Here is a 19,544-nt window from a genome sequence, read left to right on the forward strand (position 1 = left end):
TTAGAACTCCCTGGTGTTGATAGTACGAAACGCCTGAACTGCAGCGTCAGCAAATTCTGGATCATTAATGTTATAAGGTAATTTAATTATTTTTCTTTTTTCGGTCGGTATCAGCTCTGCTTCCAGCGTGGCGATAAATGCCTCATTCGCTTCGGGCGACCAGAATGGCATGCCCGGCGCGTCGATGGCGGAAAATCCACCTTCTGGGATCAGAAACCGTACCTCTCCTTCGCAACGATTTAGCTTGGCGGCGATCCACTTCGCTATTTCGCGGTTTTCCCCTGGTGTGGTGCGCATGAGCGTGACCTGAGCATTGTGGTAATAGAACAGCCGGTCCGCATATTTTTCCGGCACGCTCGACGGATGGCCGAAATTGACCATATCCAGCGCGCCGCAGGAAACAACATAAGGGATCTGCGCGTGGGCGATCGCATCGAAGCGGGTATCGCCGCAGGCCAGTACGCCGCCGGCCAGCAGATCGCAGACTTCCGTCGTGGTGAGATCCAGCACGCCAGCCAGCATGCCACTCTCCGCCAGTTTCTCCATCGCCATGCCGCCGCTGCCGGTAGCATGGAAAACCAGACAATCGAACGCGCTTTCCAGCTGCTGGCTTACCGCCTGAATGCAGGACGTCGTAACGCCAAACATCGTCAGCCCCAGCGCCGGCTTATCATCGGCGTTCTCTTCTGGCTGAAACAGCACCGCGCCGGCAATCTGATGGGCGGCGTTGCCCAGCACCTTACGCGAGATGCGGTTAAGCCCCGCCACGTCGGTCACCGAATAGAGCATGCTGATATCGCTGGCACCGATATAGCCGGAGATATCGCCGGATGCCATGGTGGAGACCATCAGTTTCGGCACGCCGACCGGCAACGCCTGCATTGCAGGGGTCACCATCGCGGTGCCGCCCGATCCGCCCAGCCCGAGGATGGCGGCGACGTCGTGACGAGATTTGAGAAAATTCTGGAAAGCGAGACTCATGGCGGCGATAGCCGGGCCACGGTCGTTGCAGAACACCGCCTCGATGCCCTGCGGATGAAACGCGGCGACCTCTTCAGGTTTGACGTCCGCCGTGGAAACGCGGCTAAGTGATTGTGTTGAAAGGTCAACTGTCTTTACTTGAAGACCAGTTTTGCTTATCAAATCACGAACGTAATAGAGTTCCCTTCCTTTAGTATCCGCCGTTGCAGCCACATAGATGTAACCGGTTTCTTCTTTCGTTTTCATTAAACGTTCCTGTTATAATAGTCATTAAAGACTTGATAAAACTGAAATAAAAACCAAAATGCTTTTTGCTGGCGGGAAGGAAGCCGCGCGTCCGAGACAACAGTATCACTGACATGATTGATAAATCAAGTGAATGAAATGCGCGTCTCAGTAATATTGAGAAAAAACTGATGATTAACCAGAGCGAATTGTTCGCTGTGAAAATCGTCAGTTCTGATATAGTGCCGACAGTGCTAAGCGACCAAGCGGGCAATCTGTCCGAAACAGAGAAAACAAGAGGTTAAAGTGATAGAAAGGGACACCCAGGCAGGCATGCCGATGACGTCCACGCGCGCCCGTACGCGCCGGCTATTAATTGAAACGGCAATGAAAATGTTCGATAGCGGCAGTTTTCCTTCGATTACCGAAGTGGCTCAGGCCGCCCAGCTATCGCGCGCCACGGCATATCGCTATTTCCCCACCCAAAGCGCCCTTGTTTCGGCCATCGTCACCGAAACGCTCAGCCCTATGAAAAACTTCCAGCCGACGCAGCCGGATGTTAGCGATCGCATCGACGAACTGCTGGCGTTCGCGTTCCCGCGTATGCTGCAGCACGAAGGCACGCTGCGCGCGGCTCTGCACCTTTCGCTGACGCAGTGGGCGCAGTCGCGCTCCACCGATCTGCCGGTGATCAAAGAGAAGCTGGTGCGCGGCAACCGCAAGCAGACTCTGCAGCGCGTGGTCGAGCCGCTGCGCGCCGAGCTGCCGCCCGACCTGCTGCAAAAGGTGATGTACGCGCTGTCGCTGGTTTACGGCTCTGAGATCTTTCTGGTAATGAAGGATATCTGGGGTTGCGATGATGATGCGCTGCAGGATGTCGCCCGCTGGATAGCCAAAGCGATCGTACGCCAGGCGCGTGAGGATGCGCAGTCAGAAAGCTGAGCGCCCGCGCCGGCCCGGCACGCTGATGAAGCGCTATCAGCTTCCCTTTCACTGATAGCGCAGTAACGTCTTACAGCGCGAAAAGGTGCGCGCGGCGTCTTTTCGGCGCGCTGATAGCGCGCGACAGCCTCTTACCCTCCGTTGAGATGCCGTAACCCCGCTTCCCCCCGGCGCGCTGATAGCGCGCGGCCCCCGCCCGATGCTTCGCCCTCGTGCAGCGCAGCCTGCCGCTCATCACGCCAACTTGTTTTTCCGCGCGATAAAAGAAGCGCCCCCTCTCCTCTCCGTCAGCAAGCCATTACGGTCGCGCTTTTCCCTGCTTGACACATATTCTTTTGTCCGCTGTACAAGCGCGCCGGAAAAAGCGAAAATCGGGGCAGGATTTTACCGGAATAGTTATAGCGTTCCGGAGCGGGTTTTGTAATTCAGATGCAAAACAACATCATCGAAATGGAGCCAGCATGATAAATTTTCTTGATATCAACTACCAAAAATTATCAGAACAGAGGTCAAGTGAACTCTTTATCCTGAGAAAGGAAACCTTTAAGGATCGTCTGGACTGGGCTGTTAACTGCATCGACGGCATGGAATTCGATGAGTATGATAATGAGCATACCACCTACGTTTTTGGCATCCATAACGATAACGTATTATGCAGCGTAAGATTTATCGAAACCCGCTATCCAAATATGATCAGCCATACCTTTTCGCCATGGTTTGATAAAGTCGAACTGCCGCAGGGCAACTATATTGAGTCAAGCCGCTTTTTCGTCGATAAAGATCGCGCGCGCAGCACCGATCTCTATCAATATCCCATCAGTAATATGCTGTTCCTGGCCATGGTGAATTATGCGCGCCATTACGGCTATGAGGGAATATATACGTTGGTCAGCCATGCGATGCTGCGCATTCTGAAACGTTCCGGCTGGCAAATCTCTGTGGTCGAACAAACGCTTTCTGAGAAAAAAGAGAAAATCTATATTGTTTTCCTTCCCGTCGACGATCAAAGCCGCGACACGCTGATTGAAAAAGCCAACCCGGATAAGCTTTTTATTGACAAAGAGTTAGCGGAGTGGCCGCTGAATTTTCAGCCTAGCCAGCAGCCGGTTTAATCAGCTGCAGCTCAACGCCCATCCTGATGGCATGTTTCGCGTTCATCACGCCCAGCTTTTTAACCACGTTGCCGATGTGAAATTTCACCGTGCTGACTTTGATGCCCAGGATGAGCGCTATTTCCTGATAGGTTTTACCCACGCTCGCCCAGTAAAGGATCTCATTTTCACGCGGCGAGAAAATATCTTTGCTTAACTGCTTTTTAGCAGCGGTGCTGCTGTCCAGCTCACGGTAAAGCGAGATAATCTTGTCATGCACTTTTATCAGCAGCATCTGCAGCTTATCTTCATGCTCTTTAACAATCGCCTCGGTCTCATTGACGCCATTTTCATTCATCAGAATTGAGAGCAGCGCGAGGTTATTGTAATAATCGTGCAAAATAAACGTATGTCCGTTTACAATTTTATAATTCTTTGACAGGTTAAATATTTTAGAAAAATTAAGCTCGGTGTTAATCGTAATATTCTCATCCCATGAGAAAGGCGCAATACGCGTAAAGGAAGCGATAACAACCGGATCGATTTGTTGAAAATTATTTTCTTTATAGATATCCACCCACTCTGAGGGATAGTTGGAAATAATCACCATGTCGGCGGGATTTTTTTTGTTTAACACCATATAGGCGTATTTTAAATCACCGAACTGCTGTAATTTTCGGTCAAAATAATGCTGAGCGGTGTCGATGATCGCCTGATTTTCTGTGAAAAATAGTGACATCCTTAACCTCAAAATAACGTTGTATCTTCCCTAATCTACCCGCAAATGCAGGGCCCTATACCTAAGTCTAACTTACAACCTCGTTTGGTACATCGTAAAGTGTATGAAAGTAAAAGACAAAGATTAAATTTTAAGCAAAAAAAAACCTGACCATTTGAGATCAGGTTGCCATTTGGCCAACACCAGGGAAAATTTATCTAAAAATTATCATACAGTTAACGCTATGAGGTCAAGATAAACCCTCAGTCTGTAATGATATATCCATATAACCGTTTTACTCCCCGCTCATCCGTTTCGCTATAAACGCCCTGCAGCTCCGGCGAAAAACCAGGCAACAGATTGAGCCCCTCCTCCAGCGCAAGGAAGTAACGCTGCGCCGCACCACCCCAGACTTCTCCCGGCACCACGCACAGCACGCCCGGCGGATAAGGCAGCGCGCCTTCCGCAGCGATACGCCCTTCCGCCTGCGCCACAGGCACCAGCTCGACATTACCGCGAATAAAAGCCTGATTGGCATCCTGCGGATTCATCTTTACCGCCGGCAGGCTCGCCTGACGGAACATCGCTTTCTGCAAATCCTTCACGCCGTAGCTGACGTAAAGATCGTGCATCTCCTGGCACAGGCGGCGCAGGCCGTAACCGCGATAGCGCGCCTCATGCTTGCTGTACAATACCGGCAAAACCTCGCTCATCGGCGAATCCGCCGCGATATGCTGCTCGAACTGCACCAGCATCGCCACCAGCTGCGCCATTTTCGCGGCGCTCTCCGCCGGCGTCAGCAGAAACAGAATCGAATTCAAATCGCTTTTTTCCGGCACGATGCCGTTTTCACGCAGAAAGTTGGCGAGGATTGCCGCCGGCACGCCAAACGCGCTGTATTCGCCGCTGGCGGCGTCGATACCGGGGTAGTCAGCAACAGCTTGCAGGGATCGATAAGATATTGATCTTCGGCGTAGCCGCTGAAGCCATGCCACCGCGCCTGCGGCGCAAAGCTGAAATAGCGCGCATCCTGCGCAATAGCGGCAGTCGGTGCCGCCTGCCACGGCGCGCCGTCGACGCTCTCCGGCACGAATGGCCGAATCAGCCGGCACTGCGCCAGAATCGCTTTGCGCGCCTCGATGCCGAGGGTCACGCACTCATGCCACAGCCGCCGCCCCGCCTCGCCCTGATGCATTTTGGCGTTGACATCCAGCGCCGCGAACAGCGGGTAAAACGGGCTGGTCGAAGCGTGCAGCATAAAGGCGTTATTCAGCCGCTTATGGCTGCAGAAGCGTTTCTGCCCGCGAATATGGTTATCCTTTTTATGGATCTGCGAGGTTTGCGAAAAGCCGGCCTGCTGCTTATGCACCGACTGGGTAACAAAGATACCCGGATCGTTTTCATTTAGCTCCAGCAGCAGCGGCGAACAGGCCTCCATCATCGGGATAAACTGCTCGTAGCCCACCCAGGCGGAATCAAACAGAATGTAATCGCAGAGAGAGCCGATACGGTCGATCACCTGCCGGGCGTTATAGACGGTGCCGTCGTAGGTACCCAGCTGGATAATCGCCAGGCGAAACGGCCGCGCTTCATCGGCGCGTTCCGGCGCCACGGCGCGCAGCTGCTCGCGCAGATAGGCCTCATCGAAACAGTGGGCGTCAATGCCGCCGATAAAGCCAAAGGGGTTGCGCGCCGCTTCCAGATAAACCGGTGTCGCCCCCGCCTGGATCAGCGCGCCGTGATGGTTGGATTTATGGTTATTGCGATCGAACAGCACCAGATCGCCGCGCGTCAGCAGCGCGTTGGCCACGACTTTATTGGCGCTGGAGGTGCCGTTCAGCACAAAGTAGGTTTTATCGGCATTGAATACTTTGGCGGCGAACTTCTGCGCATCCTTCGCCGAACCTTCGTGGATCAGCAGATCGCCCAGCCTGACATCGGCATTGCACATATCGGAGCGGAACAGGTTTTCGCCGTAGAAGTCCCAAAACTGTCGCCCCGCCGGATGCTTTTTGAAAAACGCGCCGCCCTGATGCCCCGGACAGGCGAAGGTGCTGTTATTCATCGCGACATATTTGGTCAGGGTATCGAAAAAGGGCGGCAGCAGCGCGGACTCATACGCTTCCGCCGCCTGCGCCAGCCGCGCCAGAGATTCAGCACTGCCGTCCAGCAGGCCGGTTACGGGCGGCAGCCCCTGCTCCTCGCCAGGCTGCGCGATCGCAAGGAAAACCGGGAAGTCGAAGCCGGTGTGGCGCAGCAGCCCCAACACGCCGCTGCGCGCCTCCGCGACCGAGACGACAACCGCCGCCACATCCGTAAAATCGGTGGCGTCGAGCGCCACAACTTCACGTCCGACGGTCAGGGCTGGCGCCAGCGCGGCGCTGGCGGCTATTTTCAGTGGTTTCATAACACAAATCCCCAGGCGTCAAGGATGAGTGGGTGCGCAAGGCACGGCAATGGGAATCAGCTTCCCGGCGAAAGGTGTCAAGAGGATGCGAAGCAGAACGGGGTTCAGCGGCAACCGATAGACATCAGTAAAACCAGAACGTCTCTGTTTTTACGCATGTCCAACAGCGGGCGTGGGCTAGCCTCACCGCATAACGGGCGGCAAGGCGATCGGCAGAGAGATGAAAGCACGCCCAGGCGGCGACCATCGGCAATGACGGCGACCGTGGCGCAGGGCCGGTAACGATCCGAACATAGCGATAACCTCGCGAATCATGCCAGGGGCGATAAAAGTGGCGCTCATGATGTCACTATTCATCGGTGATAACAACCATAAAAAGTGAATAAAAATTCACTCAAAAAATCCAGAAAACCTCCACAACAAAGAAAACAAAATTAAAAAACGTTTATTTACCCTGATTAAAGCAATTTTTATGCATTCGAATCACCCCTCTCCTTTAACACTCCATGCTGTGCCAATGCTCGTGGCGCTGCCGCCGATTGACGCCTTTATCGCCACTGCGCATGATGCCTGTTCTGCAGTCCGACCCCTAATGAATGGATGAGGTAACTATGGCAAGCTTGTACCAGCCGGTAAACATCGGCGCACTGGCATTAAAAAACCGTATCGTGATGGCGCCGCTGACGCGTATGCGCGCGATCGAAGCGCGCACGCCGAATGAGGTAATGCTAAAGCACTATGTACAGCGCGCCAGCGCCGGCCTGATCCTCACCGAAGCGACCTCGGTATCGCCCCAGGGCGTCGGCTATCCCAGCACGCCGGGCATCTGGAGCGAAGAACAGGTCGCGGGCTGGCGTAAAATTACCGACGCGGTACATCAGGCGGACGGCAAAATTGTGCTGCAGCTCTGGCATGTCGGCCGCGTTTCCGATCCGATCCATCTCGACGGCGATCTGCCGGTCGCGCCCAGCGCCATCGCGCCGGAAGGCCATGTCACCCTGGTTCGTCCGCAGCGTCCTTACGTGACGCCGCGCGCGCTGGAGACCGATGAAATCCCCGCTATTGTGGAAGATTTCCGACGCGCGGCGGAAAACGCGCGTCAGGCGGGCTTCGATGGCGTCGAGATCCATGCTGCCAACGGCTACCTGATTGACCAGTTCCTGCATGACGGCTCCAACAAACGCAGCGACCGCTACGGTGGCCCGATTGAAAACCGCAGCCGCTTCCTGCTGGAAGTGGTTGACGCGGTGCTGACCGTCTGGTCGGCGGATCGCGTCGGCGTTCATCTGAATCTGATGTCCAACGCCTACTCAATGTCCGATTCCAACCCGCCGGCGCTGTTCGGCTATGTGGCGGAGCAGCTCGGCGCGCGCAATCTGGCGTTTATTTTCGCCCGCGAGGCGCTGACCCAGGCGGAGCCGATCGGGCCGCTGGTGCGGGAAAAATTCAGCGGCGCGTTTATCGCCAACGAAGGCATTACGCGTGAAGAGGCGGAGAAGCTGATTGAAGAAGGCCGGGCGGACGCAGTGAGCTTTGGCAAGCTGTTTATCGCCAACCCGGACCTGGTGGAGCGTTTCAAACGGCAGGCGCCGCTTAACGCGCTGGATAATGAGACCATCTATCGCATGGAGCCGCCTTACGAGCGCGGCTACACCGACTATCCGTTCCTGACGGAGTAAGGGTTTCCGGCGCGCCGCTGGCGCGCCGTCATTGCGCTACGGCGATCCGGCGGCAGTCACGCGCCAGACGGTGTTACCCGCATCATCCGCAATCAACACCCCGCCCTGCTTATCCATCGCCAGCCCAACCGGCAGACCACGGACCTCTTTCTGATCGTCGGTTAAAAAACCGGTCACGACCGGCTCCGGCTTGCCGACCGGCCGACCATCCTTAAAGGCGACGAACGAGACGCGATAGCCGTTCAGCGGCGTTCTGTCCCAGCTGCCGTGTTCGCTGATAAAGGCGCCGCCGCGATATTTCTCCGGCAGGCTGCTGCCGGTATAGAACATCAGCCCCAGCGGCGCCACGTGCGAACTGAGCGCATAATCAGGCTTGATCGCTTTCGCCACCAGCTCAGGCTTCTGCGGCATCACGCGATGGTCGATATGCTGGCCGAAATAGCTGTAGGGCCAGCCGTAGAAGCCCCCTTCCTGCACCGATGTCAGGTAATCCGGCACCAGATCGGCGCCAATCTCATCGCGTTCGTTAACGATGGCCCAGAGCTTGCCGGTTTGCGGCTCCCACTGCAGGCCGGTCGGGTTGCGCAGGCCGCTGGCATAGATACGGCTGCCGCCGGTGGCGACATCCACTTCCAGCACCGCGGCGCGCCGGTATTCCGCCTCAAAGCCGTTTTCGACGATATTGCTGTTGGAGCCGACGCCGACGTAGAGCTTACGGCCATCGGGGCTGGCCAGCAGCGATTTGGTCCAGTGGTGGTTAATGCCGCCCGGCAGGTCGGTCAGCTCGGTGCCGGGATCGGTAATACGCGTCGCGCCGGTTTCATAGCGGTAACGCATGATGCTGTCGGCGTTGGCGACGTAGAGCGTATCGCCTACCAGCTGCACGCCAAACGGCGAATGCAGGTTCTCAAGGAAAATATGTTTCTCCCAGGTAACGCCGTCGCCGCTGGGATTACGCAGCAGGGTAATGCGGTTACCCCCTTTACCCCCTTGCCGGAGGATTTCTGCACCAACCCCATCACCAGCTGCTTCGGCATGGTGATCGGCTCGGCGCCGGGGCTGTTGGCCTCTACCACCAGCACATCGTTATTGGGCAGCACATACACCTGGCGCGGATGCATAAAGCCGTCCGCCACCTTCGCGATGCGCAGGCCGCTGGCGACTTTCGGCATCTCGCCCTGCTTCCAGCTGACGCCTTTCGGCACCTGCATCGGCGGCATTAAAAAGTCCTGTGCCTTCGGCAGCACCGGATCCGGCCCCATCTGCTGCTCAGCGTCGACGGAAGCCTTTTCATCGCAGCCGCTCAGCAGCAGCGCGGAAGCGATCGCCAACAATAAGATCGATTTTTTCATCGCGCGACTCCTTCAGCGCTACGCAGGCGCAGGGCCAGCTGAATATTGGCCAGGCACAGCAGCGCCACCACCAACGTTGAGAGGATAACGCCGGCAGGCGCCACCGCATACGCATCGCGGCTGTGTACAAAGGCATTGAAGATCGCCAGCACGATCGCCAGCAGGTTGGCCCAAAAATGGAGTTTCACCGGCGAGGTTTGCGGCCAGGAGACACCAACCCACACCTGCACCAGATTAATCAGCCGCGGGATAATGGCGATAATCAGGCCGAAAGCGATCAGCCAACTGGCGCTTTTGGTCCACATCGGGTTGTGGCTGTTCAGGTAAATAATGTCAAAAATCCAGGCGGCGGCGAAAAAGCCGAGCGGGATCGGATTAAGCAATTCATACAGCGCCACAGCAAGCGCAGAGTTGCGTCTGGTCGCATGGGGGTTCATCGGCGGGCTCCTGAAGTAACAAAAATGACCGGCAGCAACGCGCTTGCTGCCGTATCGCTAACCTGAAAAAGATTAGTAAACCTAAAGATTTTCGCGCACTAAACCGGCAAAAATAGTCAAATCCTTCCTGAAGGCGCACAAAAGGATCTTGAGGTTAAGATATATCTTGGATATGTTTCTACTTTCACTTCAGATGAGAGATCCCCCTATGAGTGCAGAGATCACCGCCGCCAACTGGCCGCTGCCCACCCGGAAGAAAAATGCGCTGCGGCTGCGTCAGCTGCGCGTACAGAGCAAAATGCGCATCGGCAGCTTCTACCGCATCGTCCTGACCGGCGATGACCTACAGGGCTTCACCTCCCACAGCTTTGACGACCATATCAAACTCTTTTTCCCCGACGACGCCAGCGGCGAGCTGCGCCTGCCGGAAGTCGGTGAACAGGGCATCACCTGGCCGGAGGGCAAACGCCCGACCTCGCGCGACTACACCCCGCTGGCGTATGACGCGGCGGCCAATACATTAACCCTCGATTTCTTTATCCATCCGGGCGGCGTGGCGAGCGACTGGGCGGAGCGGGCGCAGGTCAACGACCCGCTGGTGATCGGCGGGCCGCGCGGCTCTTTCTGCATGCCGACCGACTATCCCTTCCAGCTCTACCTGTGTGATGAAACCGGCCTGCCGGCGCTGGGCCGTCGCCTGGCGGAGCTGCGCGCGGCGCAGGTCAGCGCGGAGGTGCATCTGATGATTATGGCGGATGAGGCGCAGAGCAAAGCCTATCTGCCGTCGCTGGAGGGCGTCACCTGTCACTTCCTGCCGGCGGGCGATACCGCTATCGCGCGCGCCGCGCTGGCGCGACTGCCGATCCCGCAGCAAGGCTATTTCCTCTGGATCACCGGCGAAGGGAGTCGGGTAAAAACGCTGCTTGATGACCTGACGGCACAGCGTCAGATTAACGACAGCTACCTGCGCGGCGTCGCCTACTGGCACAGTAAGTAAACGCCGATATCCGGCTGCGGCGCGGCCGGACGTTCTGCCCACTGTTTAAGGTGACCTACCTGATGAAAGAGATAAACGGCCCCGCCTTTTTCGCTCAGAGAAAGCGCAAAGAGCGCCTGCTGGACGCCACCGAGGTGCGCCTGCTGATTTTAACCGTGCTGGCACAGCGCCCGGCGCACGGCTACGAGATCATTAAAGCGATCGAGGAGCTATCACGCGGCGAATACACGCCAAGCCCGAGTCTGGTTTACCCAAACCTGACGCTGATGGAGGAGATGGGCTATATCCAGGCGGCGGAAACAGACGGCAAGAAAAATCACCTGATCACTGCCGAAGGCGAAGCCTATCTGGCGCAGCAGCAGCCGCAGCTGGAAGCGGTGATGGCGCGGCTGGCGTCGCTGGCGGTGCTGGCCAACAACCGCAGCAAGCCGGAGGTACAGCGCGCGATCCATAATATGAAGATGGCGCTAAACACCCGCCTGGCTGACGAAGCGCTTTCACAGCAGGCGCTCTATGCCATCGTCGACGTGCTGGACGAGGCGGCGAAAAAGATCGAGCGCAGCTAGCCGCGCTCAGGGTATGAACGCGCAGCAATAAAAACGGCCTCCGACAGGAGGCCGTGAAGAAAGCGTTGCGGCAGGCCCGCCATTAGCTGGCCTGAAGGCGATCACTCGCTGACGCGATAGCGCTCCAGCCAGTGGGCGTAAGGCGCAGGCAGCACCCAGGCGGCCTTCTCTTCTTTCAGCGCCAGCGCGGCCTGGTATGGCCAGTGCGGGTTCGCCAGGTGCGCGCGGCCAACCATCACCAGGTCGAGCTGCTGCTCTTCCACGGTGCGGTTCGCGATGGCCGGCGCGTCGATGCCCCAGGCGGACGCTACCGGGATCTGCGCTTCGCGACGCACGCGCTCGGCGATCGGCGCCAGGAATGCCGGGCCCCACGGAATGTTGGCGTCCGGCGCGGAGAAGCCGACGCTGACGCTCAGCAGATCCAGGCCGTTGGCGCGCATCTGACGGGTCACTTCAATCGACTCTTCCAGCGTTTCCTCATCGCGGCCATCATACTCGATCACGCCAAAGCGTGCGGTCAGCGGCAGGTTTTCCGGCCAGACGTGACGCACCGCGTCCAGGGTTTCCAGCATAAAGCGGCTGCGGCCGGCGAGATCGCCGCCGTACTGATCCTGGCGCTGGTTGGCCTGCACGGAGAAGAAGCTCTGCGCCAGGTAGCCGTGCGCAAAGTGCAGCTCCAGCCATTCGAAGCCGGCGTCGCGGGCGCGACGGGCGGCGGTGGCGAAATCTTCGCGAACGCGGGCGATATCGTCCAGCGTCATCGCTTTCGGCACCTGCGGCAGATTCGCGCCGAAGGCGACGGCGGAAGGCGCGATGGTTTCCCATCCGCGGCCGTCGTCTGCGGCGATATGGTCATCGCCTTCCCACGGACGGTTGGCGCTGGCTTTGCGGCCGGCGTGAGCGATCTGAATACCCGGCACCGCGCCTGCAGCTTTGATATCACGCGCGATCTGCGCCAGCTTTTCTGCCTGTTCATCGTTCCAGATACCGAGGCAGCCTGGGGTGATGCGCCCTTCCGGCGATACCGCCGTCGCTTCGACAATCACCAGACCCGCGCCGCCGCGCGCCAGCCCGCTGTAGTGAACGCGATGCCATTCGTTGCTCAGGCCATCGGTGGCGGTGTACTGGCACATTGGCGGCACCGCGATGCGGTTGCGCAGCGTGACATCTTTTAATGAGAACGGTGAAAATAAACCTGACATGTTAACCCCTTCGTTCAGGAAGAAAGAATAGAGCAGAGCCGGTCTGCACCGGCCCTGAACGATAACCGGCAGCGTAACGCTGCCGGTTATACCGCCGTGTGCGACGAGGTTCTGGCTGCCCCGGTCGCATCGGCATCTTGTCGCCTGACGCAGCGCCTGTGCGCTGGTTATCAGGTCCGAAGCGGGCTGATAATAGCCCGTCCGCGTTTTTTAAACTTCGCCGTATTTGCTACGCATCATATTTTCGATCTCCTCCAGGCTCTTGCCGCGCGTTTCCGGCAGCATAAAGTAAACGAACGCGAAGGAGCCGATATTCAGCAGCACAAACAGGAAGAAGGTCTGGTTACCAATCAGGCTCAGCAGCAGCGGGAACGCGAAGGCGACCGTGGCATTACAGATCCACTGGAAGCAGACGGCGGAACCCGCCAGCGCGCCGCGGATCTTCATCGGGAACAGCTCTGACATCAGCAGCCAGTAAACCGGCGAGATACACATCTGCATAAAGAACAGGAATACCAGAATGCAGGCCAGTGCCAGATAGCTCTGTGTCAGGTTCTGCGGCAGCAGGGTCAGGGTCAGGCCCAGCGCTATCTGTGCCAGGATGACGATGGTCAGGCCGGTCATCAGCATATGACGACGGCTGAAACGGCTTACCGCCCAGATGCCCACCAGCGTGGCCAGCACCGAGACGATCCCGTTGCCGATAGTGGCGGCGATAGAGGCATTCGTGCCCATGCCGGTGGTTTTCAGGATGATCGGCGTGTAGTACATAAAGGCGTTAACCCCGGTGAACTGCGCGACAAAGCCCAGCCCGCAGCCCAGCAACAGCACGCGCATGACCCAACGCTCTTTCAGCAGCTCCTTCACCGACGGCCCCTTACGCGCCAGCCGCTCCTGTTTGCGCATCTCCGCCATCTCTTTGCGCACTTCGCGCGGCGTCTCGCGCAGCTTTTTCAGTACCTTCAGTGCTTCGGTGAAGCGCCCTTCCGACACCAGCCAGTGCGGCGAGGCCGGCACAAAGAAGGTGCCGATAAACAGCAGGATGCCCGGCACCATCGCCAGCGCCAGCATATAACGCCAGATATGCGGATCGTGCAGCGCGTAGCTCATGATGGTGCTGACTACATAGGCGATCAGCTGACCGCTGACGATCATCAGCTCGTTGCGGCTCACCAGCGGCGCGCGCCGCTTTGGTCCGGCGATCTCGGCGATAAACACCGGCACGGTAGAGGAGCCGCCGCCGACGGCGATCCCCAATACGAAGCGCATCGCAATCATGGTAGATACGCTCGGCGCCACGGCGGTGCCCAGCGCGCCGGCGATAAACAGCAGCGCCAGGCTGCGCAGCGTCATGCGGCGGCCAAAGCGGTCAGAGAAGAAGCCGCTCAGGAAGGAGCCGATCGCCGCGCCGAAAATCAGCGACGAAGCGACCAGCCCTTCGGTGAAGGAGTTCAGTCCCAGTCCGCCCTGCGACGGCGCGGCGGACATAAAGGGCAGCGAGCCGGAGATAATGCCGGTGTCGTAACCAAAGGCGAGCGCGCCCATGGTCGCTACCAGCACCACGATAAAGATGCGCTGTCTGACGGTGTCTCTGGTGGCGGTATCTGCCTCTGCGACAGCAGGTTGTTCAGTTGGATAGTCGGCCATATTGCTCCCTGTTATTGGTTTTGTAATGTTTTTTTCAGGCTTTTGTAATTGATTTAAAAGGTGTTTCTCCAGCTAAACATCAGAATGGTAAAGATAAGTTTAGACAGGCTTCGCCGAATGCGCCTGTTTCCGTGATGAAAGTCACAATGAAAGGGGTTACAGACGCAACGCCGCCGCTAAAACAGCGAAGAAGTGTGCGCTGATAAAGTGTGCGCTAAGAGAGGGAAACGCGGAAGGAGAAGAAACAGCGGCGGATTCGCGCGACACAGGCGGATGGACGAACAGCACCAGCAATGGCTACCGGATAGGGTGCGGCGCCCAGGCGCGGCGCGGTGTGCATGGCTGCTCAGAGGCATCGCAATGGCTGAATGTATGGCAGCTGCCCGGCGCGTCGCAACGGCTGAGTGCATCGCAGCTGGCCCGCGTTTGCTGACCGGTGAGCATTGATTAGCCTTCTTTGTTAGTCGCCCGACGCGCCGCCTCCAGCGCCTGATTAAAAATGTTAACCCTTTCCCGCAGCTGTGCATTCACCACATCGTCCGCATCCATCACCGGCCAGTAGCGATAGCCCGGCGGCGTCGAAACGCATTTCAGGCTCCAGGTCGAGTAGAGCTGTTTTGAAGGGGCAAAAATACGGTAATCATTTTCACCCACCGTTAAATAGCGCGCGCCGGGCAGCGCCTTTATCGTCAGATAGCGATCGTTGCAGGAAAAGGTATTGCGGGTATCCAGCGCCACGGTGCGGGTCATTACGTAGTTGAATAGGGTCTGCAGATTTACGTTAAACGCGACGTAAAATATCATCCATGAGGAAACAATCAACAACATAAAGGGTAACGCAGGCAGGGTAATAATATAGTCAAGCCTGGGTTTCGCCACCGTCTCCTTTTTCTCCAGAAAAGTGAGAAATACGCTGCCGCACATCACCAGAGAAAAATAAAACAAAATAAAATAGATACAGGCCAGTGAGATGACCGTCAATTTAGTGGCTGACGCCTCAAAGGTAATATCCGCCACTTCCATCATGGCGTTCTTCGCAATGACATAGCTAATAAAAAACACCACCAGCCATGAACAGCGAAAGATAAAGCTAAACAGCACCTTATAGCGCCCCCCGTATCCCCTTTCATCATGGCGGCATCAAAAAGATAAAAGTAGAGCGCGGTCATCGCAGTCAGCGCAAAAACAATTATCAGCATAAAAAATAGCGTCGCATCGCTTCCCGGCGTGAGCTTGCCTAACAGCGCTATCAACGCCAGCAGCAATAGCGAAAAATGCAGCATACTTTCGCTAACGGCATGGCCCGGCTTGATGCTGTTTAACAGCTGCAGGCGATAACCGCGCAGCGGCTTTTCATTGCTGACCCGATCCTTCAGCCAAAAATAGAGCGGCATCATTATTGGTGACAGCAGCAGCAGGCCGATAAAGGGATAAAGGTGCCCCCAAAAGAGAAAAAGAAACAGCAGATACCAGTAGAGCAGATAATTAGGATAATAGCGCGAGTAAGGGTTAAGGATAACTGAATGCAAAATGGCCTCCTTGTTTGCCGGGCGCGTACACTTTCTCACCCGTAGCGTGCGCAGACAACTCTCCCGCCGCGCTATTTTTCGCGCCGCTATGCACTTTTCCCGCGATACGCCTCCCCCTTACTGCAGCCCCTCGCGCCGGCTCATTACATAAGCAAAAAACCTCTTTCCCGACCATTTCGAAACGCGTGCAGGGTTGTCATTGTGAAAATTCTGTCGTCCAAACGTAACAAAAAATAAACATAGCTTCCCTATAGTGGCTGCTTTCTCACGCGGAGGCTGCATGCGAACCTGGAACGAACCGAAGAAAAACAAAGCGCATATCGAACTGATCCCGATGATTGACGTGATGATGTTTCTGCTGGTGTTTTTTGTGCTGATCAGCCTGAACGTTATTCCGGCGCAGGGGCTGAAAACGCAGCTGCCGGGCGCGACCAGCGCGCAGCAGCTGAAGCCGCAGAAGAAGGCGATCGTCACGCTGGCGACGAACGACCAGCTGCAGCTGGATGGGCAGCCGGTCGCGCTGGATCAGCTGGTGCCGGCGCTGAAGCGGCAGCAGAGCGAACAGACGCTAACCATTATCCTCAACAGCGACAAGAGCGTCGCCGTGGACCGGCTGGTGGCGGTGATGGACAACCTGCGGCAGGGCGGCTTTACCTCCGTCTCTATCACCACGCGGAAACAGTAATATGTATCTGCTCTATCGCTCTCGTCATCTGCTGGGCTGGCTGCCCGCCCTGGCGGCGGCAGGCTGGATGTTATGGATTAACCAGCAGGCCGCGCTGAAAGTGCAGCCGCGCTACGATGAATCAACCCTGGAAGTGGTGCTGGCGGAGCCGCCCGCGCCGGAGCCGCTGCCGGAAACCACGCCCGCCGCGCCGCCGGTTTCAGAACCCTTGCCTGAGCCTGAACCGCCGCCGGAGCCGCTGCCGGAGCCGACGCCGCCAGTACCGACGCCTGCGCCGGTCGAGGCCGCCAAACCGGCAGCCGCTCCCAGAGCAAGGCCTGAACCGCAGCCCAAACCGAAACCGCAGACGAAACCCAGGCCGCAGGCGCAGCCCAAAGCGAAAACGCGCGCTGAACCGACACCGACGCAGCCCATTGCCCGATCTGTCGCTCCGGCGGCGCCGCGCGCCGCGCCCGCCGTCAATCGCCCCGCCCCGGCCAACGCCGGCGCGCTGGAAAGCGGCTATTTGCAGGCGTTGCGCCGCGATCTGGAGCAGCGCAAGCGCTATCCCACCGGACGTCAGGCATCGCTTGAGCGCCCGGAAGGCAGCGTCGAGGTCTGGCTGGAGGTCGATCGCAGCGGCCAGATCACCGCTTCAGGCATCAGCGCTAAAGCGCGCAGCATGCTGCTGAACCGCGCCGCCGCCAGCACGCTGCAAAGCATTACCCAGCTTAAACCGTTCCCTGCGGAGGCCTTTGCCGGCCAGCAACGGAAACGCTTTACCGCCACCTTTAATTACCGGGCTCCGTGATGAGCCGGACACCCTCATAGCGCCACAGGAAGAAAAAAATGAAAACATTTACGCGTTCAGGAATCAGTCTTGCGGTTATCGCTGCGCTGCTGCCGGGCATGGCGCAGGCGGAAGAGAACACCGATGTCGGCACCATTGACGTACAGGGCGTCTCGCTGGGCGGCGGCATGATGGTACAGGAGGAGACGCCGAAGGCGCGCTCTACCGTCACCAAAGAGGCGATGGATAAGATGCCCTCCGCCGCCAACGCCATCGACAAGCTGAAATATACGCCGGGGCTGAACGTCAACAGCACTGACGCCAGCGGCCTGAGCGGCGTCGACTACACCATGCGCGGCATGAATTCCGATCAGATCGGCCTCTCGGCGGACGGCATTCCGATCAACGACTCCGGCAACTATGCGGTCTACCCTAACCTGCTGGGCGATGCGGAAAACCTGCAGGAGATTTTCGTCACCCAGGGCGCGTCGGAAGCGGACGGCCCGCATATCGGCTCCAGCGGCGGCAATATCGGCCTGGTAACGCGTCGCCCGGCAAAGGATTTCGGCGGCTTCGTCAAGCAGACGCTGGGCAGTAACGATCTGAGCAAAACCTTCGCCCGTTTAGAGACCGGCGACTATAACGGCTTCAGTAACTGGCTCTCTTATTCGCATACCGAAGCGAAAAAATGGCGCGGTGAAGGGCGGCTCTACTCCGACAAATTTGAGATGAACTCGCTGTTCGAGGCGGAAAACGGCAACAGTAGCAACCTGATCGTGAAATATAACCGTCAGGAGAACAGCAACTACAACTCTCTCAGCAAAGCGCAGTTTGAACGCGACGGTCGCGACGGTGATTTCCCCACCTCGCCGGAATATAACAGCCGCGGCCAGCTTAGCCGCTACTACAAGCTGAACCGCAACCCGTTTGAAAACCTGACCGTCAGCTTCAGCCAGAAACTGCAGCTGCGCGATAACCTGAGCTGGACCATTCAGCCTTACTACTACTGGGGCAACGGCGGCAGCTTCAGCAGCCAGAGCGCCTCTACCCTCTCCCCTGCTTCCGATCGCGCCGGGCAGTACGACCTGAGCAATCTGAGCAGCAACACCTACTATCGTCCGTCATGGACGCAGACCTGGCGGCCCGGCGTCACCACCAAACTGAAGTGGGACATTAACGAGCAGCACAGCCTCGATCTCGGCTACTGGTATGAGCGCGCGCGCCAGCTGCAAACTCAGCCCTTTATCACTATCAACCCGGACGGCAACCCGGCGGATCTGTGGGGCGAGCCGGGCGGATCGCATCAGGTGAAAGACGCCAACGGCAACAGGGTGCAGGGACGTAATCAGTACACGGTGACGCCGGCGCAAAAAATCTGGGCGCAGGATAGCTGGTATCTCACGCCCGACTGGACGCTGGTGGGCGGCCTCGCCTGGCAGCACGTTGAGCGTCGCGGCGAAAACAAAGGCAGCCTGACCAACAGCCCGGAAAACCGCCGCGCCAGCTACCATAAATTCCTGCCTAACGTCAGCGCCAGCTATCGTCTGAACCCGGAAAATCAGTTCTTCTACAGCCTGTCGCGCAATATGCGCACGCCGCCGAATTACGTGCTGTATAACGTCGGCGATTCGATCAGCACCAAACCGGAGCTGAGCTGGAACCATGAACTGGGCTGGCGCTTCCAGCGGGAAGATATGCTGCTGAGCGCCACGCTGTTCTATCTGCGTTACAGCGATCGTCAGGTCTCCACCACCAACCTCGCCGGCGACTTTGAAATGATGAACGTCGGCAAAGTCGAGAACCGCGGCATCGAGCTGGAGTGGAGCGGCCAGCTGCCCTACCACTTCAACTACTACGCCTCCTATACCTGGACCGAATCGGAGCAGAAAGAGGATGTCTCCTCTGAAGGTGTGCGGCTGCCCACCGCCGGCAAGCAGCTGCCTAACGTACCGAAAAACCTGCTTAACCTGACGCTTGGCTATGACGACGGCCTCTACTACGGCGGCCTGACCGGTAAATATGTCGGCGCCTTTTACGGTGATCTGACCAACGATGAGCAAGTCGGCGGCCGCACGCTGTTCGACGTCGCGGCGGGCGTGCATCTGCCGGTGGATAAGAAGATTGTGAAAAGCGCCGCGTTGCGCTTCGGCATCGACAACCTGTTCGACAAAGCGTACCTCACCTCGGCGCGCACCACGGTGTTTAACGCCGGCGCGCATAACGGGCTGGACGCCAGTACGCCCTATTACAACGTTGGCGAGGAGCGCACCTTCAGCGTCTCGCTGGAAGCCACCTTTTAATTAACCGGAGTTGACGC

At 57.6% G+C, this 19,544-nt stretch carries 15 protein-coding genes and 2 pseudogenes; 8 read left to right on the forward strand and 9 right to left on the reverse strand.

Annotated features, from left to right (window positions below; translation table 11 throughout):
- A complete protein-coding gene (locus tag C2E15_RS17480; RefSeq protein WP_104958499.1) occupies positions 1-1,227 on the reverse strand; it encodes a Tm-1-like ATP-binding domain-containing protein in 1,227 nt (408 codons plus the stop codon).
- A 312-nt stretch (positions 1,228-1,539) separates the two neighbouring features.
- Here C2E15_RS17480 and C2E15_RS17485 point away from each other — a divergent pair, with 312 nt between their 5' ends.
- Positions 1,540-2,148, forward strand: a complete 609-nt coding sequence (locus tag C2E15_RS17485) for a TetR/AcrR family transcriptional regulator (protein ID WP_104958500.1) — start codon at positions 1,540-1,542, stop codon at positions 2,146-2,148.
- A 461-nt stretch (positions 2,149-2,609) separates the two neighbouring features.
- Complete coding sequence (locus C2E15_RS17490) at positions 2,610-3,260, forward strand: acyl-homoserine-lactone synthase (protein WP_104958501.1); 651 nt, start codon at positions 2,610-2,612, stop codon at positions 3,258-3,260.
- Here C2E15_RS17490 and C2E15_RS17495 read toward each other — a convergent pair.
- Positions 3,241-3,978: a helix-turn-helix transcriptional regulator gene (locus C2E15_RS17495; protein WP_104958502.1), complete on the reverse strand. Its 738-nt coding sequence runs from the start codon at positions 3,976-3,978 to the stop codon at positions 3,241-3,243. The genes C2E15_RS17490 and C2E15_RS17495 overlap by 20 nt on opposite strands.
- A gap of 242 nt (positions 3,979-4,220) precedes the next feature.
- Positions 4,221-6,364 (reverse strand): annotated as a pseudogene (locus tag C2E15_RS17500) (ornithine decarboxylase).
- Positions 6,365-6,975: 611 nt separating this feature from the next.
- On the opposite strand from C2E15_RS17500, the gene C2E15_RS17505 reads away from it, so the two are divergent.
- Positions 6,976-8,043 (forward strand): alkene reductase, encoded by a 1,068-nt coding sequence (locus tag C2E15_RS17505; RefSeq protein WP_104958503.1) that lies wholly within the window; start codon positions 6,976-6,978, stop codon positions 8,041-8,043.
- 36 nt (positions 8,044-8,079) lie between these two features.
- On the opposite strand, the pseudogene C2E15_RS17510 reads toward C2E15_RS17505, so the two are convergent.
- Positions 8,080-9,395: pseudogene (locus C2E15_RS17510) on the reverse strand (PQQ-dependent sugar dehydrogenase).
- The gene (locus tag C2E15_RS17515) at positions 9,392-9,832 is read right to left on the reverse strand and encodes a DUF2231 domain-containing protein (protein WP_104958504.1); all 441 of its coding nucleotides are present in this window, start codon (positions 9,830-9,832) and stop codon (positions 9,392-9,394) included. The pseudogene C2E15_RS17510 and the gene C2E15_RS17515 overlap by 4 nt, the downstream one beginning before the upstream one ends.
- A 208-nt stretch (positions 9,833-10,040) precedes the next feature.
- Here C2E15_RS17515 and C2E15_RS17520 point away from each other — a divergent pair, with 208 nt between their 5' ends.
- Complete coding sequence (locus tag C2E15_RS17520; protein ID WP_104958505.1) at positions 10,041-10,829, forward strand: siderophore-interacting protein; 789 nt, start codon at positions 10,041-10,043, stop codon at positions 10,827-10,829.
- A gap of 62 nt (positions 10,830-10,891) precedes the next feature.
- Positions 10,892-11,395: a PadR family transcriptional regulator gene (locus C2E15_RS17525; protein ID WP_104958506.1), complete on the forward strand. Its 504-nt coding sequence runs from the start codon at positions 10,892-10,894 to the stop codon at positions 11,393-11,395.
- 101 nt (positions 11,396-11,496) lie between these two features.
- Here C2E15_RS17525 and C2E15_RS17530 read toward each other — a convergent pair whose 3' ends face one another.
- The 4 genes from C2E15_RS17530 to C2E15_RS17545 all read right to left on the reverse strand — a co-directional run bounded on the left by C2E15_RS17530 (position 11,497) and on the right by C2E15_RS17545 (position 15,641).
- Complete coding sequence (locus tag C2E15_RS17530) at positions 11,497-12,597, reverse strand: NADH:flavin oxidoreductase/NADH oxidase (RefSeq protein ID WP_104958507.1); 1,101 nt, start codon at positions 12,595-12,597, stop codon at positions 11,497-11,499.
- A gap of 210 nt (positions 12,598-12,807) precedes the next feature.
- Positions 12,808-14,271, reverse strand: coding sequence for a sugar porter family MFS transporter (locus C2E15_RS17535; RefSeq protein ID WP_281257549.1), 1,464 nt, complete (start codon positions 14,269-14,271; stop codon positions 12,808-12,810).
- A gap of 420 nt (positions 14,272-14,691) precedes the next feature.
- A complete protein-coding gene (locus C2E15_RS17540; protein WP_167391895.1) occupies positions 14,692-15,309 on the reverse strand; it encodes a hypothetical protein in 618 nt (205 codons plus the stop codon).
- Complete coding sequence (locus C2E15_RS17545) at positions 15,267-15,641, reverse strand: hypothetical protein (protein ID WP_146108563.1); 375 nt, start codon at positions 15,639-15,641, stop codon at positions 15,267-15,269. Before C2E15_RS17545 ends, C2E15_RS17540 begins: the two co-directional genes overlap by 43 nt.
- A gap of 412 nt (positions 15,642-16,053) precedes the next feature.
- On the opposite strand from C2E15_RS17545, the gene C2E15_RS17550 reads away from it, so the two are divergent.
- The 3 genes from C2E15_RS17550 to C2E15_RS17560 are packed head-to-tail and all read left to right on the forward strand — an operon-like array spanning position 16,054 to position 19,527.
- Positions 16,054-16,458, forward strand: coding sequence for an ExbD/TolR family protein (locus tag C2E15_RS17550; RefSeq protein ID WP_104958511.1), 405 nt, complete (start codon positions 16,054-16,056; stop codon positions 16,456-16,458).
- 1 nt (position 16,459) lies between these two features.
- Positions 16,460-17,248, forward strand: a complete 789-nt coding sequence (locus tag C2E15_RS17555) for an energy transducer TonB family protein (protein WP_104958512.1) — start codon at positions 16,460-16,462, stop codon at positions 17,246-17,248.
- 38 nt (positions 17,249-17,286) lie between these two features.
- Complete coding sequence (locus C2E15_RS17560) at positions 17,287-19,527, forward strand: TonB-dependent receptor family protein (RefSeq protein ID WP_104958513.1); 2,241 nt, start codon at positions 17,287-17,289, stop codon at positions 19,525-19,527.
- Positions 19,528-19,544: the final 17 nt, after the last annotated feature.

The sequence above is a fragment of the Mixta gaviniae genome (assembly GCF_002953195.1).
Lineage (GTDB): Bacteria > Pseudomonadota > Gammaproteobacteria > Enterobacterales > Enterobacteriaceae > Mixta > Mixta gaviniae.

Excerpts from the sequence above, each read along its gene's own strand:
- C2E15_RS17480 (WP_104958499.1), bottom strand. The coding sequence starts at position 1,227 with ATGAAAACGAAAGAAGAAACCGGTTACATCTATGTGGCTGCAACGGCG.
- C2E15_RS17560 (WP_104958513.1), top strand. The coding sequence starts at position 17,287 with ATGAAAACATTTACGCGTTCAGGAATCAGTCTTGCGGTTATCGCTGCG.
- C2E15_RS17525 (WP_104958506.1), top strand. The coding sequence starts at position 10,892 with ATGAAAGAGATAAACGGCCCCGCCTTTTTCGCTCAGAGAAAGCGCAAA.
- C2E15_RS17555 (WP_104958512.1), top strand. The coding sequence starts at position 16,460 with ATGTATCTGCTCTATCGCTCTCGTCATCTGCTGGGCTGGCTGCCCGCC.
- C2E15_RS17485 (WP_104958500.1), top strand. The coding sequence starts at position 1,540 with ATGCCGATGACGTCCACGCGCGCCCGTACGCGCCGGCTATTAATTGAA.
- C2E15_RS17505 (WP_104958503.1), top strand. The coding sequence starts at position 6,976 with ATGGCAAGCTTGTACCAGCCGGTAAACATCGGCGCACTGGCATTAAAA.
- C2E15_RS17550 (WP_104958511.1), top strand. The coding sequence starts at position 16,054 with ATGCGAACCTGGAACGAACCGAAGAAAAACAAAGCGCATATCGAACTG.
- C2E15_RS17515 (WP_104958504.1), bottom strand. The coding sequence starts at position 9,832 with ATGAACCCCCATGCGACCAGACGCAACTCTGCGCTTGCTGTGGCGCTG.
- C2E15_RS17530 (WP_104958507.1), bottom strand. The coding sequence starts at position 12,597 with ATGTCAGGTTTATTTTCACCGTTCTCATTAAAAGATGTCACGCTGCGC.
- C2E15_RS17545 (WP_146108563.1), bottom strand. The coding sequence starts at position 15,641 with ATGATGCCGCTCTATTTTTGGCTGAAGGATCGGGTCAGCAATGAAAAG.
- C2E15_RS17490 (WP_104958501.1), top strand. The coding sequence starts at position 2,610 with ATGATAAATTTTCTTGATATCAACTACCAAAAATTATCAGAACAGAGG.
- C2E15_RS17495 (WP_104958502.1), bottom strand. The coding sequence starts at position 3,978 with ATGTCACTATTTTTCACAGAAAATCAGGCGATCATCGACACCGCTCAG.
- C2E15_RS17520 (WP_104958505.1), top strand. The coding sequence starts at position 10,041 with ATGAGTGCAGAGATCACCGCCGCCAACTGGCCGCTGCCCACCCGGAAG.